A 16,586-nucleotide genomic window follows, 5' to 3' on the forward strand; every position below is an offset into this window, starting at 1 on the left:
GGGTTCTGTCGTGGACAGTCATTCATCTAGGCCAGCAATCGCTCACTGGCTCAAGCAGCCTACCCGGGTTCAGTACGGGCCGTACCTTATGAACCCCTATTTGGCCTTGCTCCGGGTGGAGTTTACCGTGCCGCGAACTGTTACCAGACGCGCGGTGCGCTCTTACCGCACCCTTTCACCCTTACCTGATCCCACTTGCGTGGGCCATCGGCGGTTTGCTCTCTGTTGCACTGGTCGTGGGCTTGCGCCCCCCAGGCGTTACCTGGCACCCTGCCCTATGGAGCCCGGACTTTCCTCCCCTCCGCCCGTCTCCCCCGAAGAGGACGACGACGAAGCGGCGACTGTCTGGTCAGCTTCGGCGCGAAGTATAGAGGGTTTACCGACGGTTGTCATCCTTCCGTCGCCATCCCAACCTGCAATGTCGCCGCAATATTACGCGACGCATGATAAATATTGTCCGCCGCGCCGCGAAACGCCTCTTCGAGCGTCGTTACGCTGGTCAGCACGCTAAACACCGCATCAATCCCATACTGGTGAACCACACCGACGTCCCGGGTCAGACTACCGGCGATGCCAATCACCGGCTTATGATACTTTTTCGCCACGCTTGCCACGCCAACCGGCACTTTACCGTTAATACTCTGGCTATCCAGCCGACCTTCGCCGGTCACCACCAGCGAACAATCAAGGATATGCTCTTCCAGGTTCAGCGCCTGGGTCACGATTTCAATCCCGCTGCGTAATTCAGCCTTCAGAAACGCCATCAGCGCGGCACCCATACCGCCCGCCGCGCCCGCACCGGCAACCTGCTTCACATCGACATGCAGATCGGCCTTAATAATATCGGCGTAGTGCGCCAGATTGCTGTCCAGCTCGCGGATCATCGCTTCGGTAGCCCCTTTCTGCGGGCCAAAAATTCTTGACGCGCCGCTATCGCCGATCAGCGGATTGGTGACATCGCAGGCGACCCGAATAGCGCAATCATGCAGTCGGGCATCAAGACCGGAGATATCTATCGAATTGAGGCTACACAGACTACCGCCGCCGTTGCCAATCTCTGCGCCGTTGGCATCGCAAAGCCGCGCGCCCAGCGCCTGCACCATTCCTGCGCCGCCATCGTTGGTGGCGCTGCCGCCAATGCCAATGATGATATTTTTCGCCCCGTGATCCAGCGCCTGCAGAATCAGCTCGCCGGTACCGCGCGATGTCGTCAATAGCGGGTTACGCTGTACGGGCGGCACGAGCCCCAGCCCGCTGGCCGCAGCCATTTCGATAAACGCGGTTTTGCCGTCACCGGAAAGCCCCCAGCAGGCATCAACCGGGAGACCCAGCGGCCCCGTCACGCAGGCGCTCATCTCGGTTCCCTGCGTCGCGGCAATCATCGCCTCAACGGTACCTTCTCCGCCATCAGCGAGAGGAACCTTCACGTAGAGCGCATCGGGGAAAATTTCCCGAAAACCTTTTTCTATAGCCTGAGCAACCTCGGTGGCCGAGAGGCTTTCTTTATAAGAGTCTGGGGCGATTACGATTTTCATAGTTATGTAGCCTGACAGTGCCGCGCAAGGCAAGAATTACAGGGCGCGCATCCGCGCCCTTCTTGTTAGCGAGTGACTTCCACTTTCGCCAGTTTTTCGTAGTAGCATGCAAGTGCGCTATGGTCGGCGGTACCCAGGCCATCAGCGCGCAGCGCCTGCATCATCTCCATTACTGCGGCGGTCAGCGGCAGCTGGGCGCCCACGCCGTGAGAAGTATCCAGCGCATTCGCCAGATCTTTAATATGCAGATCGATACGGAAGCCCGGCTTAAAGTTACGATCCATCACCATCGGCGCTTTGGCATCCAGCACGGTGCTCCCGGCCAGCCCGCCGCGGATGGCCTGATAAACCAGATCCGGGTTCACGCCCGCTTTAGTCGCCAGCGTCAGCGCTTCGGACATCGCCGCAATGTTCAGCGCCACAATCACCTGGTTGGCCAGCTTGGTGACGTTGCCCGCGCCGATCTCGCCGGTGTGTACCACGGATCCCGCCATCGCTTTCAGCAGATCGTAATATTTATCGAAAATCGCTTTATCACCGCCCACCATCACCGACAGCGTACCGTCGATAGCCTTCGGTTCGCCGCCGCTGACCGGGGCATCCAGCATATCGACGCCCTTCGCTTTCAGCGCTTCGCTGATTTCGCGGCTCGCCAGCGGCGCGATGGAGCTCATATCAATCAAAACGGTGCCCGGCTTCGCGCCTTCAATGATCCCGCCTTCGCCCAGCGCGACCTCTTTCACGTGCGGGGAGTTCGGCAGCATGGTGATGATCACATCGCACTGCTCGGCAATCGCTTTCGCTGATGCGGCGGTTTCTGCGCCTGCGGCAATCACTTCGGCAATCGCTTCCGGATTACGGTCAGCAACCACCAACGAGTAACCCGCCTTGAGGAGGTTTTTACTCATTGGTTTACCCATGATACCGAGGCCAATAAAACCAACTTTCATTGTCATGTCTTTATCTCTCTAGTTTCGGTGGTGGTTATTTCTTAAAGGAGTCAGCCAGCTTCTGCGTGGCAGAACGGAAAACGCCCAGGTCGCTGCCGACGGCGACAAAGGTCGCGCCCCATTCCAGATAGCGGCGCGCGTCGGCTTCAACCGGCGCCAGAATACCGCTCGGCTTACCGTGCTTCTTCGCGCTGGCAAAAATGTGCTGGATTGCTTTTTGAACTTCCGGATGGGAAGCATTGCCCAGATGACCCAGCGCAGCGGCCAGATCGCTTGGGCCGACAAAAATACCGTCCACGCCAGGCGTGGCGGCTATCGCATCAACGTTATCCACGCCCTGCTGGCTCTCGATTTGCACGAGAATGGTGATATTTTTGTTCGACTGCGCGAAGTAATCCGGCACGGTGCCAAACATATTGGCGCGGTGCGAGACGGATACGCCGCGAATGCCTTCAGGCGGATAGCGGGTTGAGGCAACGGCGTTAATCGCCTGCTCTTCCGTTTCTACAAACGGGATCAGAAAGTTATAAAAACCGATATCCAGCAGGCGTTTAATGATCACCGGTTCGTTGGTCGGTACGCGAACGACCGGCGCGCTGTTGCTACCTTTCAGCGCCATCAGCTGCGGGATAAAGGTAGAGATATCGTTCGGCGCATGTTCGCCGTCCAGTACCAGCCAGTCGAAACCGGCCAGGCCTAAAACTTCGGTGCTAATTGGGCTCGCCAGCGCGGACCAGCAGCCAATCTGAACCTGATGCGCCGCCAGGGCCGCCTTAAATTTATTCGGGAAGATATCGTTATTCATCACTTATACCTTGTCACTTAACCGTTAATTATTTCTGCAGTTCCATACGTTTGATGTCGCCGACCACAAACAGATAGCAAACCATCGCCATCAGGGCGGAACATCCAACAAAGACCAGCGCTGCGTTGAATGAGTGCAGTTCGCTCACCAGGTAACCGATAACCAGCGGGGTTACGATGGAAGCAACGTTACCAAATACGTTAAATACGCCGCCGCACAGGCCAACAATCTCTTTCGGCGCAGTATCGGAAATCACCGGCCAGCCCAGCGCGCCAAACCCTTTACCGAAGAATGCCAGCGCCATCAGGGTGACCACCAGCGCGGTATTATTGGTGTAGTTACACAGAATGATGGTGGAAGCGAGCAGCATTCCGAGGACGATCGGCAGCTTACGCGCCACGGTGATGGAAAAACCGCGTTTAATCAGATAGTCAGAGAACACGCCGCCCAGCACGCCGCCGGCAAAACCGCACAGCGCCGGAATCGATGCGACCAGACCCACTTTCAGAATCGACATACCCTTTTCCTGCACCAGATAAATCGGAAACCAGGTGAGGAAGAACCAGGTAATGGTATTGATAAAATATTGACCGAAGAATACGCCCAGCATCATGCGGTTGGTCAACAGCTGCTTGATATAGTGAAGCTTCGGACCGCTGGCCGCCGCGCTGCCGGGCTTTTTATGGTCCATATCAACGACTGCGCCATTCTCGGAGATAAACTTCAGCTCCTCTTGCGTCATGCGCGGATGGTCAGTGGGATTATGGATCAGTTTTATCCACAGGCCGGTCAGCACAAAGCCAATCACGCCCATGACGGTGAAGACATGCTCCCAACCCCAGGCAAAGGTCAGCCAGCCCAGCAGCGGCGAGAACAGCGCCAGGGAGAAATACTGCGCGGAGTTAAAGATCGCCGATGCGGTGCCGCGCTCTTTCGTCGGAAACCACGCCGCGACGATACGGGCGTTTGCCGGGAAAGATGGCGCTTCAGAGAAGCCCAGCATAAAGCGCATAAAAAACATTGAGATGCCCGCCCACGCCAGCGGAAACATATCCACAAAGCCTTGCAGGAAGGTGAACAGCGACCAGAAGAACAGGCTGTAAGAGTAGACCTTTTTCGATCCAAATTTATCGAGCAGCCAGCCGCCGGGGATTTGCATTAGCAGGTAGGCCCAGCCAAAAGCGGAGAAAATATAGCCCATTGAGACCGCACTCAGCTGCAGCTCTTTCGCCACCTCGGTACCGGCGATCGAAAGCGTCGCGCGGTCGGCATAGTTAACGGCAGTGACAATAAAAATAATTAACAGAATTAAATAGCGGGTTGGCACACTTTTTTTCTGTTCTATTGTTGCATCCAGACTCATCTCATATTCCTCAGGTACAACACACCTTCCATTATTTATTTTGGTGTGATTCTTAATTATTCAGAAATCAATATCAGGAGGTATCGATTTACTCATCCGGCGCATTGCAAGCATGACTCAGTATAATCAGCTTGCGACCGTTAAACACTGTGCATACAACCTGTAAATGGCGTTTAATTATCTCTAATGTTGTGCAAATGCAATAATCAATGGGCGCTGATCCACAGTTCCAGCGATTTCCCCCATGCGCGGGTTCTCTTGCGTAGCAATGGGTGATTTAGATCACATTTTCAAATTCAAACACCTGACATTCTTTATTTCACAAATCTGCGCATCAGAAATTGAATATACCCTAAATATTTCGAGTTGCATGAAGGCGGCAACGCAGGGAATCCCCTGGCGCTTACTAAAGTAAGTGACTGGGGTGAGCGAGGAAAGCCAACGCAAATGCAGCTTGAAATATGACGGGTATAAACGTTTTATTTTATTATTCGCACCTTGCTGGAGAATACTGGACAATGGCTGACATTGAAATTAGACAAGAATCGCCAACGGCGTTTTATATAAAAGTGCACGAAACGGATAACGTGGCGATTATTGTTAACGATCGAGGTTTAAAAGCCGGAACGCGTTTCCCTGACGGGCTCACGCTGGTTGAGCATATCCCGCAAGGCCACAAGGTCGCGCTGGTCGATATTCCTGTACACGGTGAAATCATCCGCTATGGCGAGGTGATTGGCTACGCGGTACGCGATATTCCGCAGGGCAGCTGGATTGACGAATCGCTGGTGGAACTGCCGAAGGCGCCGCCTCTGCACACCTTACCTCTGGCGACCAAAGTTCCGGCGCCGCTGCCGCCGCTGGAAGGCTATACCTTCGAAGGCTATCGCAACGCCGACGGCAGCGTTGGCACCAAAAATCTGCTCGGTATTAGCACCAGCGTGCACTGCGTGGCGGGAGTCGTCGATTACGTAGTGAAAATTATCGAACGCGATCTGCTGCCGAAGTATCCCAACGTCGATGGCGTCGTGGGTCTGAACCATCTTTATGGCTGCGGCGTGGCGATTAACGCTCCGGCAGCGGTCGTTCCGATCCGCACCATTCATAACCTGGCCCTCAATCCAAACTTCGGCGGCGAAGTGATGGTGATTGGCCTTGGCTGCGAGAAACTGCAGCCGGAGCGCCTGCTGGAAGGCACCGACGATGTAAAAAGCATTCCCGTAGATAGCGCCAGCATCGTCAGCCTGCAGGATGAGAAGCACGTCGGTTTTAAATCAATGGTGGATGACATTCTGCAGGTCGCCGAGCGCCATCTGGAGAAGCTGAACCAGCGCCAGCGCGAAACCTGCCCGGCCTCCGAACTGGTGGTCGGTATGCAGTGCGGCGGCAGCGATGCGTTTTCTGGCGTGACCGCCAACCCGGCGGTGGGCTATGCCTCCGATCTGCTGGTGCGCTGCGGGGCGACCGTCATGTTTTCCGAAGTCACCGAAGTACGCGATGCGATTCATCTGCTGACGCCGCGCGCCATCAACGAAGAAGTCGGCAGACGCCTGCTGGAGGAGATGGCCTGGTACGATAACTATCTTGATATGGGTAAAACCGACCGCAGCGCCAACCCCTCCCCGGGCAATAAAAAAGGCGGTCTGGCCAACGTTGTAGAAAAGGCGCTGGGTTCTATCGCTAAATCCGGAAAGAGCGCGATTGCCGAAGTGCTCTCTCCGGGGCAGCGCCCGACCAAACGCGGTTTGATTTACGCCGCGACGCCGGCGAGCGACTTCGTCTGCGGTACTCAGCAGGTGGCCTCCGGGATCACTGTGCAGGTCTTTACTACCGGTCGCGGTACGCCGTATGGCCTGGTCGCCGTACCGGTGATTAAAATGGCGACGCGTACCGAGCTGGCAAACCGCTGGTATGACCTAATGGATATCAATGCGGGAACCATCGCCACCGGCGAAGAAACCATTGAAGAGGTAGGGCTGAAGCTGTTTGAATTTATTCTTGATGTCGCCAGCGGCCGCAAGAAGACTTTCTCAGATCAGTGGGGCCTGCACAATCAGCTGGCGGTGTTTAACCCGGCGCCGGTGACCTGATCGGCTCAGCAACTTATCCCGCTCGTGATGCTTCGGGCGGGATACCTCTGCTATTGATGCGCGTTGAGAAACCCCTCTATCTGCGCTTTGGTGGAAGTCCCTTCCATCGGCCCACGCCGGGTAATCGCCAGAGAGCCGCTGGCGTTGGCCCATCTCAGCGCCTCCTGCGGCGATGCGCCGGACAGGAAAAGGCTGACAAAGGTGGCGCCAAAGCAGTCGCCGGCCCCCGTCGGATCGACAACCGGGACATGAAAACCGGCAGCATGATGCGTTTCTCTGGCGCTGTAATAGCTCGCTCCGCGCGGGCCGCGTTTAATTACCACGTGCTTAACGCCGCGCTTTAAAAGCTTATCCACCAGCACCTGCTCATTGCGCCCAGGGTTGAGGCCAAAGTAATCCAGTTCGCCATCGCTGGGCAAAAAAATATCTGTATAATCAAGGATATATTCAAAAGCCTGCGACATTTCAGGGATGTTGAGCATCTCTTTGCGGATATTCGGATCGAACGAAACCGTGCCGTTGCGCGCTTTAATATTTTCAATCGCTTTACGCATCGCGTCGATCATGCGAAACGAAAACAGCGAAGAGCCCATAATGTGAAAATGATTGCACTGGTTAAGCAGACGGTCGTCAATATGGTCAGCGGTTAGCAAACCACAGGCGCTGTTCGGCATATTAAAAATAAAATCGCGCTGCGCCTGGCTACGGTAGCTCACGAAAGCGCTGCCGGTGGTCGCCTTTTGCAGTATGGCGATCCCATTAACGTTTACGCCGTCGCTTTCCAGCCGCGCGATATTCATTTCACCAAACGCATCGTTGCCGACACAGCTGAAAAGCACCGAGCCCAGCCCCAGCTTTGCCACCTGATCGGCGAAAATTGCCGGGGCGCCGCTGGGATATGGCCCCCAAAATTCACCCGGGCGAGAAAAACCCTGGTTCTCTTCTTTTGCCAGAAACTCCACCAGTAGTTCGCCGATGGTGCAAATGGTCACATTCATCATCGCTCCTTTACTTTGCCTTCTGCAAAGCAGGGTTGAGCCATGTCAGGCACTCGTTGTTGGTATAGCTGTTAGTCATGCCAGCGGCGAGAAGGCGGGCGTGATACTCCGCGGCGACCACCTGCGGCGTCACGATGCCGCTAATTTGCTGCAAGTCGCCAATCGCGTAGCGTTTATCGCCATACACCGGACGATGCGCAACGACCGCAATCACCCTCTCACTTTGCGCCACCGCTTCGCTCAGCAGGCGAGCGCTGGCTTCCTGTCTGACGCTCAAGGTGCCATCTTCCGCAATGTGGTCGACAGCGATCAGCGCTCGTGAGGGGCGATATTGACCCAGCGCGTTCAGCGCCAGATCGCCTTCGACTATTTTGCCGCTGCTCCCGAGTACGCCGCCGAGCAGCACGGTTTCCCCATTCAGAAACTCCTGCGCCAGCGGCACATGCGCCAGGTCGTTTAACAGCAGACAAAGCTCGTCATAGCCAGCAAGGAACGGGATCACTTTGCGTAAGATCGACCCCTGCCCCAGAAAGAGCGTTTCGCTATCTTCGATCTGCACGGCGATCTGGCGAGCCATTTCGGTCTCCAGGGCTTTATCCGTTACTACCGGAGCCTCCTGAGCCAAGGCGATCGGGGTCCCGGCCTGGGAAGTGTAAATTGCGCCGCCAAACGAGCGCTTAAGGTAGCCCTGCTGTTCAAGGTAGTTCAGGTCATTACGGATCGTTACCCCAGATACAGCCAGCATTTCAGCCAGATCGTCGACTTTGATCTCTCCGTTTTTGCGCACGATCTCCGCGATGTCCAGGCGCCTTTTCAGCAGACTTGTAGACGGTTTTGCCACAGTGTTGTGCCTTCTTATTTTCTCCCAGAATAACTTTCATTTTTAAATTTCCCCGCTGCATTGTCAAACGCCAGGCCTTCTTTAAGCATTCAATAGCGAATTAAAATTATTTAATTCAGTAGGTTATGTTTAATCACGCTTTTTAAGATACTTTTAAAAAAGAAAACAAACAAGAGCATATAACTTTCATTTTTAAAATAACATCACAGTAGTGTGCGATTGATCACAACAACAAAACGTAGCGATCGCTACATTACTTTCAAAACGAAGGCGTAAGTAACGAATAAATTTACAAAATGAAAGTTAAGGAGCAAGAATGTACATTATCTCGAGTAAAAACATGCTGTTGAAAGCTCAGCGGCTTGGATACGCTGTTCCGGCCTTTAATATCCACAACCTGGAAACGATGCAGGTGGTGGTAGAGACGGCGGCCGAGCTGCGTTCTCCGCTGATCCTTGCCGGCACCCCTGGAACTTATAGCTATGCAGGAACCGGTAACGTGGTGGCGATCGCTCGCGATCTGGCTAAGATCTGGGATCTCCCTTTAGCGGTCCACCTCGATCACCATGAAGATCTGGCCGATATCACACGTAAAGTACAGGCCGGTATCCGCTCGGTCATGATCGACGGTTCACACGCACCTTTTGAAGAAAACGTCGCGTTAGTCAAGAGCGTGGTTGAACTGAGCCACCGTTATGATGCCAGCGTCGAAGCCGAGCTTGGTCGCCTGGGCGGTGTGGAAGATGATCTCGTGGTCGATGCAAAAGATGCGCTGTATACCAACCCGGAACAGGCGCGTGAATTTGTCGCCCGCACCGGTATCGACTCGCTGGCGGTCGCTATCGGTACTGCCCACGGCATGTACGCTGCAGAACCCAAGCTCGATTTTGACCGCCTCGCCGCCATTCGCGATCGCGTTGAGGTTCCTCTGGTTCTTCATGGCGCATCGGGTCTGGCCGATAGCGATATCCGCCGGGCAATCTCGTTGGGCGTGTGCAAGGTCAACGTCGCCACCGAGCTGAAAATCGCCTTCTCCGATGCCCTGAAGCACTATTTCGAGGAAAATCCAGACGCTAACGATCCGCGTCATTATATGAAACCGGCAAAAGCGGCGATGAAGGATATCGTACGCAAAGTCATTCACGTTTGCGGCTGTGAAGGACAACTGTAATTTTCGGATCGAAGGAGCAATGTCGTGATCCATACCCTGACACTCAATACTGCAATCGATATGAATATCTTTTGCGATCCGCTGAAGCCGTCGGCAGTGAACCGAACCCGGCACACGGAATATTGCCCGAATGGCAAAGGAGTGAACGTTTCGCTGATATTAAATCACTATCAGCAGCCCACTCACATTATGGGCATTTTCGGTGGTTTCACTGGCCGTTATATTGTGGAAGAGTTACGTCAGAAAAACATTAAAGTGACGCCGGCATGGGTCTCTGAGCCAACCCGAATTAATATTTTTATTAATGACGGAGCTGAGGAATATAAGCTCGTTAATCCCGGAGCAAAAATTGATGATGAGTGCAAACAACAGGTTATTCATCATCTGCAATGCGTCACTTCCGGGGATTATTTAGCGATCAGCGGCAGCCTGCCGCCGGGAATTGAAAGCCGATTTTATGCTGAAATCATTGAATTATGCCAGCAGAAAGGCTGTGAAGTTATTCTCGATATCAGCCATCCGGTACTGCGCCAGCTGCTGGAATTGCGGCCATTGTTGATTAAACCCAACGATGACGAGCTGCGGGAAATCTTCGGTCTTGACGTCAGTAGCCGCCAGCAGGTGCGTGAGGCCATGCGCACGCTGCATCAACTGGGCGCTCGCAACGTGCTGCTGACGATGGGAGCCGAGGGTCTCTACTTTTCCAACGGCGAAGGCGTGTGGTTTTGCTCCGCACCGAAAATTGAACTGGTCAGCTCCGCCTGCGCTGGTGACGCCGCACTGGGTGCTTTTCTCAGTAAATGGCTTAACAAAGAAGATGTCACTCACGCTCTGGCATTAGCCAGCGCGACCGGCGCCGATGTCGCCGCTTCCGCCGGGTTAGGCAAATTACAACGCACAGAAGAATTATTACAACAAATTCAGGTCGTCCAATTATAAAGGTCCGATTATGAAAAAAATCATTGCAGTTACCGGCTGCCCTACGGGTATTGCACATACTTTTATGGCTGAAGAGGCCTTAAAAACCGCAGCAAAGAAATTAAATGTCGATATTAAAGTGGAAACCAACGGCGCTTCCGGCGTTGAAAACGCGATTACCCCCGCGGATTTAAAAGATATTTATGGCGTGATTATCGCCGCCGATAAAGACGTGAACGCCGAGCGGTTTAATGGCCTGCCAGTCATTGAGGTTCCGGTTAAAGAAGCCATTCACCATCCGGCCGATTTAATTAATAAAGTGATCGGCGGTCAGGCGGCGCGTCGCCAGGGAATTTCTGCTTCCGCCGAGTCAACGGAGAAATACGAGCAAGAGTCTTTCGGCCGTCAGGTTTATAAGCACCTGATGAGCGGCGTGTCCAACATGCTGCCGTTTGTCGTAGCGGGAGGGATTTTGATTGCCATCTCCTTCCTGTGGGGCATCTACTCCGCCGATCCAAACTCGCCGCAATATAACGCGATCGCCGCAACGCTAATGAAAGTGGGCCAACAAGCCTTCTCAATCATGGTACCGATTTTCACCGCCTATATCGCCTGGTCTATTTCCGGGCGTCCCGGTATGGTCGCGGGCTTCGTCGGTGGCTTACTGGCCAATGCGACCGGCGCAGGCTTTCTCGGCGGAATTATCGCCGGTTTTGCCGCCGGTTATTTTATGCTGCTGATCCGCAATATGCTCAACGGCCTGCCGCGACAGTATGAAGGGCTCAAATCGATATTCATTATGCCGCTCATCGGCGTGCTGGTGATTGGTGTAATGATGGTCCTCCTCGGTCAACCCGTCGCCGCCATCAATAACGCGATGATGAACTGGCTAAGTTCATTACAGGAAGCAAACCCGATTCTGTTAGGTATTGTGGTCGGCGCGATGTGCTCCTTCGACTTCGGCGGCCCGGTGAATAAAGCCGCCTACGTCACCGGTACGCTGCTGCTTGGCCAGGGCAACTACTTCTTTATGGCCGGGGTTTCCGCCGCCTGCATCACACCGCCGCTGGTTATCGCTCTGGCAACGACCTTCTTCCCGAAAGGGTTCAGCGAAGAAGAGCGCGCCGCCGGGATGGTCAACTATATTCTCGGCTGCACCCATATTACTGAAGGCGCTATTCCGTTCGCCGCGAAAGATCCTTTACGCGTTATCCCCATGATGATGATCGCCTCTTCCATCTCTGCGGTTCTTAGCTACAGCCTGCATATTCAGGTTCCCGCTCCGCACGGCGGCTTCCTGATCCTGCCACTGGTGAGCAAACCACTGATGTGGGTGCTGTGCATTCTCGCCGGTTCCGCCTGCGGCGCGGTCATGCTGGGATGCTGGAGGCTGTGGCAAAAGCGGGCCCTGGAAGCGACATCGCTGGCCGGCGCTATTAAATAAGGAGCTATGTATGCAACTGACTTGCGCAGATATCCATTTCGATCGCGCGATCAAAACGAAAGATGAAGCGCTGCAACGCGTCGTTGGCAAATTAACCGAAGCCGGGCATACCACGCCCGCTTATCTGAGCGGCATGCGCGACCGTGAAGGACAAATCAGCACTTACCTCGGCAACGGTATCGCGATCCCTCACGGCACGCCACAGAGCCGCGATGCGGTACTGAAAACCGGTGTCAAAGTACTGGCCTGCCCGCAGGGTGTGGATTGGGGAGAAGAACAAACGGCATATCTGATTGTGGGCATCGCCGCCCAGGATAACGAACACCTTGATATTCTCCGCCAGCTTACCCACGCCCTGAGCGATGAGCGCGTGCCGGCAGCGCTTTCGCGCGCTGAGAGCCCACAGGCGGTGCTGGAGATACTGGCCGGGAATATCTTCCCGGCCGGAGGAGAAGAGACGGAACCGCCCCCGATGTTCGACGAAGAGGCGACCTTTACCCTGCGCAATCCCCACGGACTGCACGCGAGACCAAGCGCGGTACTGGTGAAAGCGGTGAAGCAGTGGCAGTCGCAAATCCGGGTGGAAAATCTCGATACGCGTTCCGCCATTGTTGACGCCAAAAATCTGATGCGGGTTGTCTCTCTCGGCGCAAAACAGGGCCATCGGCTGCACTTTATGGCCAGCGGAGAGGATGCTCATCAGGCGCTGGAGGCTATTGGCGCGGCCTTTAATGCCGGATTAGGCGAAATCGCCGCTCAGCCGCAGCGTGCCGTTCCGCCCGTAGAAAAACCTAAACGGAGCTGGCTGTCTCGATTATTTAGTTAAATTTCAAACAATTAAAAACGCTCTGCCGTCATCGCCAGAGCTTTTTTTTATCTTTAACTTTCGCAACATTACGTTTTACCTTTCTTTTTTTCGAGATTGATCACAAATCAAAACAAAGGAGTTTGCGAGCAAAACAAAACATAACGAATATATTCGAAAGAAAACGGAGGTTTGAAATGAAAGATATTATTTCCCGCCACAAAGCTGGCGAACACATCGGCATCTGCTCAGTTTGTTCCGCACACCCGTTGGTCATCGAAGCCGCGCTACGTTTCGATCTGCATACCAACAATAAGGTCCTCATCGAGGCCACCTCTAACCAGGTTAACCAGTTTGGCGGCTACACCGGAATGCAGCCTGCGGACTTCCGTGATTTCGTAAATAAAATCGCCCGCGAAGTCGGTTTCCCGTCAGAACGCATCATCCTCGGCGGCGACCATCTCGGCCCCAACTGCTGGCAGGGCGAACCCGCCGCTGAAGCGATGGAAAAATCAGTCGATCTGATTAAAGCCTACGTCGCCGCAGGATTCAGCAAAATCCATCTCGATGCTTCAATGTCCTGTGCAGACGATCCGGTGCCGCTGAACCCGGCCGTCGTCGCCGAACGCGCCGCTCGCCTGTGCCAGGCTGCGGAAGAGACCGCAACCGACGAGCAGAAACGCCATCTGACCTACGTCATCGGCACCGAAGTTCCGGTTCCCGGCGGCGAAGCCAGCACCATCGGCAGCGTCCACGTGACCCGCGCCCAGGATGCGGCGGCAACGCTGGAAACCCATGAAGCCGCCTTTCGTAATCTGGGGCTGAACGCCGCGCTGGATCGCGTCATCGCTATCGTGGTGCAGCCCGGCGTTGAGTTCGACCATACGCAAATTATTCATTACCAACCGGAGGCAGCCAAAGCACTCTCCGCGTGGATCGAAAGCACGCCCATGGTCTACGAAGCGCACTCGACTGACTACCAGTCCCGTCAGGCCTACCGGGCGCTGGTACGCGACCATTACGCCATCCTGAAAGTGGGTCCGGCGCTAACCTTCGCGCTGCGTGAAGCCATCTTTGCTCTCGCGCAAATGGAGAATGAACTGGTCGCTCCGGAGTCTCGCAGCCGCGTAATGGAAGTGATTGATGAAGTGATGCTTAACGAACCGGGCTACTGGCAGAAGTACTATCGTCCGACCTGGAGCCAGGCAATGGTTGATATTCACTTCAGCCTGTCCGATCGCATTCGCTACTACTGGCCGCATCCGCGTATTCGCCAGAGCGTGGAAAAGTTAATGGCAAACCTGACCGAAACTAAGCTGCCTTTGGGCCTTATCAGCCAGTATATGCCCGTGCAGTTTGAACGACTGTCGTTAAACGAACTCGCCGCCGTACCGCACGACCTCATCCTCGACAAAATTCAGGATGTGCTGCGTGCCTACCGTTACGGCTGTTCATCTGAAATCGCCTGAAGTTAAAGAGGATTTATGAGTCAATTGTTTGTTCGTACCGGCATTCATTTTCGTTCCAGCCAGCAGGCGCTGGAACACATTGGCGAAGAGATGCTGGCGCGCGGCGTCGTGCACGATAGCTATCCGCTGGCGCTGCTCGAACGAGAAGCGACTTTCCCAACCGGTATTGCGCTGGAGCAGCATGCGGTCGCGATTCCCCACTGCGAGGCGGTACATGCGAAGTCTCCGGCTATCTACCTGATTCGCCCGGACAATCCGGTCCCTTTTCAGCGTGCTGACGACGACGGCGAAATCGACGTTTCGTTAATCATCGCGCTGATTGTAGAAAATCCGACTGCACAGCTACAGCTGCTGCGCCGGTTATTTAGTGAGCTACAGAACCCAACCACGCTAGAAGCATTGCTCGCTGCCTCGCAGGAGCAGCTGCCCGAGCTGTTTCGGCGCTCTATCCTTGAGTCAGAGCCGAACGCTCAGGCTTTATAAGACACTGATAATAAAAGGGGTACCCTATGAAACGCAAAGTAATCGTCGCCTGTGGCGGCGCTGTCGCCACCTCGACCATGGCCGCAGAAGAGATCAAAGATCTGTGCGCGGACCACAGCATCGAGCTGGACCTGGTGCAGTGCCGGGTGAATGAAATCGAAACCTATATGGACGGCGCACACCTCATTTGCACCACCGCCCGGGTTGACAGAACCTTTGGCGACATTCCGGTGGTTCACGGTATGCCTTTCATATCCGGCGTAGGCATTGAAGAGCTGCAGCAAAAAATCCTGAACATCCTGACGGAGTAACGCCCATGTTTAGCGAAATCATGCGTTATATCCTCGATCTTGGTCCGACGGTGATGCTGCCTATCGTGATCATTATCTTCTCCAAAATACTGGGGATGAAACTCGGGGATTGTTTTAAATCTGGCCTGCATATCGGCATTGGCTTTGTCGGTATCGGCCTGGTTATCGGCCTGATGCTCGACTCTATCGGCCCGGCGGCAAAAGCGATGGCTGAGCATTTCCAGATTAACCTGCACGTGATTGATATTGGCTGGCCGGGGTCGTCACCGATGACCTGGGCGTCGCAAATTGCGCTGGTGGCGATTCCTATCGCCATCGCAGTCAACATTTTCATGCTGGTCACCCGGATGACTCGCGTCGTGAACGTCGATATCTGGAACATCTGGCATATGACCTTTACCGGCGCCATGCTGCATATCGCGACCGGTTCTTACTGGATTGGTATTCTTGGCGTAGTGGTGCATGCAGCTTTCGTTTACAAGCTCGGCGACTGGTTTGCGAAGGATACCCGCGACTTTTTCGGCCTTGATGGTATCGCCATACCGCACGGTAGCTCGGCTTATTTAGGGCCGATAGCGGTGCTGGTCGATACGATTATCGAAAAAATCCCCGGCCTGAACCGCATTCACTTCAGCGCTGACGACATTCAGAAACGCTTCGGTCCGTTTGGCGAACCGGTCACCGTCGGTTTTGTGATGGGTCTGGTCATCGGCGCGCTGGCGGGCTACGACCTGAAGGGAATTCTCCAGCTGGCGGTCAAAACCGCGGCCGTCATGCTGCTGATGCCGCGCGTTATCAAACCTATCATGGATGGCCTGAACCCGATTGCCAAACAGGCGCGTAAACGTCTGCAGGCGAAGTTTGGCGGCCAGGATTTCCTGATTGGTCTCGATCCGGCGCTACTGCTTGGGCATACCTCGGTCGTATCGGCCAGCCTGATCTTTATTCCGCTCACTATTCTGATCGCGGTTGTGGTGCCGGGCAACCAGGTCCTGCCGTTCGGCGATCTCGCGACCATTGGATTCTTCGTCGCCATGGCGGTGGCGGTACACCAGGGGAACCTGTTCCGCACGCTGATTTCCGGGATCATCCTGATGGGGATCACGCTATGGATTGCGACGCAGACCATCGGCCTGCATACCCAGCTGGCGGCTAACGCCGGGGCTCTGAAGACAGGCGGCCTTGTGGCCTCTATGGACCAGGGCGGTTCACCGGTTACCTGGCTGCTCATTCAGCTCTTCACCTGGCAAAACGTGGTGGGTTTTGTGGTTATCGGCGTCATCTATGTCGCCGGCGTGCTGTTGACGTGGCGTCGGGCGCGCAGCTTCGCCGCCGCAGAGAAAGCCACCGCCGCGCAGCAAAGCCCGAGCGTTTCTTAATCTCAAGGGGGAGCATTCGCTCCC

The 16,586-nt window shown here is 54.9% G+C and carries 15 protein-coding genes and 1 other RNA gene; 9 read left to right on the forward strand and 7 right to left on the reverse strand.

Annotated elements, in window-relative coordinates:
* The 5 genes from rnpB to garP all read right to left on the reverse strand — a co-directional run.
* An RNA gene (gene rnpB / locus KO1_RS23445) (RNase P RNA component class A) lies at window positions 1-357 on the reverse strand; the annotation flags it as partial.
* A gap of 32 nt (window positions 358-389) precedes the next feature.
* A complete protein-coding gene (gene garK, locus KO1_RS23450) occupies window positions 390-1,535 on the reverse strand; it encodes a glycerate 2-kinase (protein ID WP_004105997.1) in 1,146 nt (381 codons plus the stop codon).
* A gap of 65 nt (window positions 1,536-1,600) precedes the next feature.
* Window positions 1,601-2,491 (reverse strand): 2-hydroxy-3-oxopropionate reductase, encoded by an 891-nt coding sequence (garR, locus tag KO1_RS23455; RefSeq protein WP_004105999.1) that lies wholly within the window; start codon window positions 2,489-2,491, stop codon window positions 1,601-1,603.
* Window positions 2,492-2,519: 28 nt separating this feature from the next.
* The gene (gene garL, locus KO1_RS23460) at window positions 2,520-3,290 is read right to left on the reverse strand and encodes a 2-dehydro-3-deoxyglucarate aldolase (protein ID WP_004115747.1); all 771 of its coding nucleotides are present in this window, start codon (window positions 3,288-3,290) and stop codon (window positions 2,520-2,522) included.
* Window positions 3,291-3,318: 28 nt separating this feature from the next.
* Complete coding sequence (gene garP, locus KO1_RS23465) at window positions 3,319-4,653, reverse strand: galactarate/glucarate/glycerate transporter GarP (RefSeq protein ID WP_004106004.1); 1,335 nt, start codon at window positions 4,651-4,653, stop codon at window positions 3,319-3,321.
* A gap of 518 nt (window positions 4,654-5,171) precedes the next feature.
* Here garP and garD point away from each other — a divergent pair.
* Window positions 5,172-6,743, forward strand: coding sequence for a galactarate dehydratase (gene garD / locus KO1_RS23470; RefSeq protein ID WP_004106006.1), 1,572 nt, complete (start codon window positions 5,172-5,174; stop codon window positions 6,741-6,743).
* Window positions 6,744-6,793: 50 nt separating this feature from the next.
* On the opposite strand, the gene KO1_RS23475 is transcribed toward garD, so the two are convergent.
* Together KO1_RS23475 and KO1_RS23480 are read right to left on the reverse strand one after the other, a co-directional pair.
* On the reverse strand, window positions 6,794-7,741 hold the full coding sequence (locus KO1_RS23475) for a sugar kinase (RefSeq protein WP_004106007.1): 948 nt from the start codon (window positions 7,739-7,741) through the stop codon (window positions 6,794-6,796).
* A 10-nt stretch (window positions 7,742-7,751) separates the two neighbouring features.
* Window positions 7,752-8,546, reverse strand: coding sequence for a DeoR/GlpR family DNA-binding transcription regulator (locus KO1_RS23480; protein WP_162556702.1), 795 nt, complete (start codon window positions 8,544-8,546; stop codon window positions 7,752-7,754).
* Between the two features lie 352 nt (window positions 8,547-8,898).
* On the opposite strand from KO1_RS23480, the gene KO1_RS23485 reads away from it, so the two are divergent.
* The 8 genes from KO1_RS23485 (at window position 8,899) to KO1_RS23520 (ending at window position 16,562) form a co-directional block, all read left to right on the forward strand.
* The gene (locus tag KO1_RS23485; protein WP_004106011.1) at window positions 8,899-9,753 is read left to right on the forward strand and encodes a tagatose bisphosphate family class II aldolase; all 855 of its coding nucleotides are present in this window, start codon (window positions 8,899-8,901) and stop codon (window positions 9,751-9,753) included.
* A 24-nt stretch (window positions 9,754-9,777) separates the two neighbouring features.
* Window positions 9,778-10,692, forward strand: coding sequence for a D-tagatose-1-phosphate kinase (gene tagK, locus KO1_RS23490; RefSeq protein ID WP_004115752.1), 915 nt, complete (start codon window positions 9,778-9,780; stop codon window positions 10,690-10,692).
* Window positions 10,693-10,702: 10 nt separating this feature from the next.
* Window positions 10,703-12,115, forward strand: coding sequence for a PTS fructose transporter subunit IIC (locus KO1_RS23495; protein ID WP_004115754.1), 1,413 nt, complete (start codon window positions 10,703-10,705; stop codon window positions 12,113-12,115).
* A 10-nt stretch (window positions 12,116-12,125) separates the two neighbouring features.
* Entirely contained in the window at window positions 12,126-12,941 is an 816-nt protein-coding gene (locus KO1_RS23500; protein WP_004115756.1) for an HPr family phosphocarrier protein, read from the forward strand.
* Window positions 12,942-13,117: 176 nt separating this feature from the next.
* Window positions 13,118-14,389, forward strand: coding sequence for a tagatose-bisphosphate aldolase subunit GatZ (gatZ, locus tag KO1_RS23505; protein WP_004106019.1), 1,272 nt, complete (start codon window positions 13,118-13,120; stop codon window positions 14,387-14,389).
* A 15-nt stretch (window positions 14,390-14,404) separates the two neighbouring features.
* Window positions 14,405-14,872 carry a PTS galactitol transporter subunit IIA gene (gene gatA / locus KO1_RS23510; protein WP_016809840.1) on the forward strand — a complete coding sequence of 156 codons (468 nt, stop codon included), beginning with the start codon at window positions 14,405-14,407 and terminating at the stop codon, window positions 14,870-14,872.
* A gap of 26 nt (window positions 14,873-14,898) precedes the next feature.
* A complete protein-coding gene (gene gatB, locus KO1_RS23515; RefSeq protein ID WP_004106023.1) occupies window positions 14,899-15,183 on the forward strand; it encodes a PTS galactitol transporter subunit IIB in 285 nt (94 codons plus the stop codon).
* Window positions 15,184-15,188: 5 nt separating this feature from the next.
* The gene (locus KO1_RS23520; protein WP_017145366.1) at window positions 15,189-16,562 is read left to right on the forward strand and encodes a galactitol-specific PTS transporter subunit IIC; all 1,374 of its coding nucleotides are present in this window, start codon (window positions 15,189-15,191) and stop codon (window positions 16,560-16,562) included.
* The last annotated feature ends 24 nt before the right edge of the window (window positions 16,563-16,586 follow it).

It is taken from the genome of Klebsiella oxytoca NBRC 105695 (assembly GCF_001598695.1).
Taxonomy (GTDB): domain Bacteria; phylum Pseudomonadota; class Gammaproteobacteria; order Enterobacterales; family Enterobacteriaceae; genus Klebsiella; species Klebsiella oxytoca.

Coding starts and splice junctions, on each gene's coding strand:
- garL (WP_004115747.1), bottom strand. CDS start 3,290: ATGAATAACGATATCTTCCCGAATAAATTTAAGGCGGCCCTGGCGGCG.
- garR (WP_004105999.1), bottom strand. CDS start 2,491: ATGACAATGAAAGTTGGTTTTATTGGCCTCGGTATCATGGGTAAACCA.
- KO1_RS23495 (WP_004115754.1), top strand. CDS start 10,703: ATGAAAAAAATCATTGCAGTTACCGGCTGCCCTACGGGTATTGCACAT.
- KO1_RS23475 (WP_004106007.1), bottom strand. CDS start 7,741: ATGAATGTGACCATTTGCACCATCGGCGAACTACTGGTGGAGTTTCTG.
- garD (WP_004106006.1), top strand. CDS start 5,172: ATGGCTGACATTGAAATTAGACAAGAATCGCCAACGGCGTTTTATATA.
- garP (WP_004106004.1), bottom strand. CDS start 4,653: ATGAGTCTGGATGCAACAATAGAACAGAAAAAAAGTGTGCCAACCCGC.
- gatZ (WP_004106019.1), top strand. CDS start 13,118: ATGAAAGATATTATTTCCCGCCACAAAGCTGGCGAACACATCGGCATC.
- gatB (WP_004106023.1), top strand. CDS start 14,899: ATGAAACGCAAAGTAATCGTCGCCTGTGGCGGCGCTGTCGCCACCTCG.
- KO1_RS23520 (WP_017145366.1), top strand. CDS start 15,189: ATGTTTAGCGAAATCATGCGTTATATCCTCGATCTTGGTCCGACGGTG.
- gatA (WP_016809840.1), top strand. CDS start 14,405: ATGAGTCAATTGTTTGTTCGTACCGGCATTCATTTTCGTTCCAGCCAG.
- garK (WP_004105997.1), bottom strand. CDS start 1,535: ATGAAAATCGTAATCGCCCCAGACTCTTATAAAGAAAGCCTCTCGGCC.
- KO1_RS23500 (WP_004115756.1), top strand. CDS start 12,126: ATGCAACTGACTTGCGCAGATATCCATTTCGATCGCGCGATCAAAACG.
- KO1_RS23485 (WP_004106011.1), top strand. CDS start 8,899: ATGTACATTATCTCGAGTAAAAACATGCTGTTGAAAGCTCAGCGGCTT.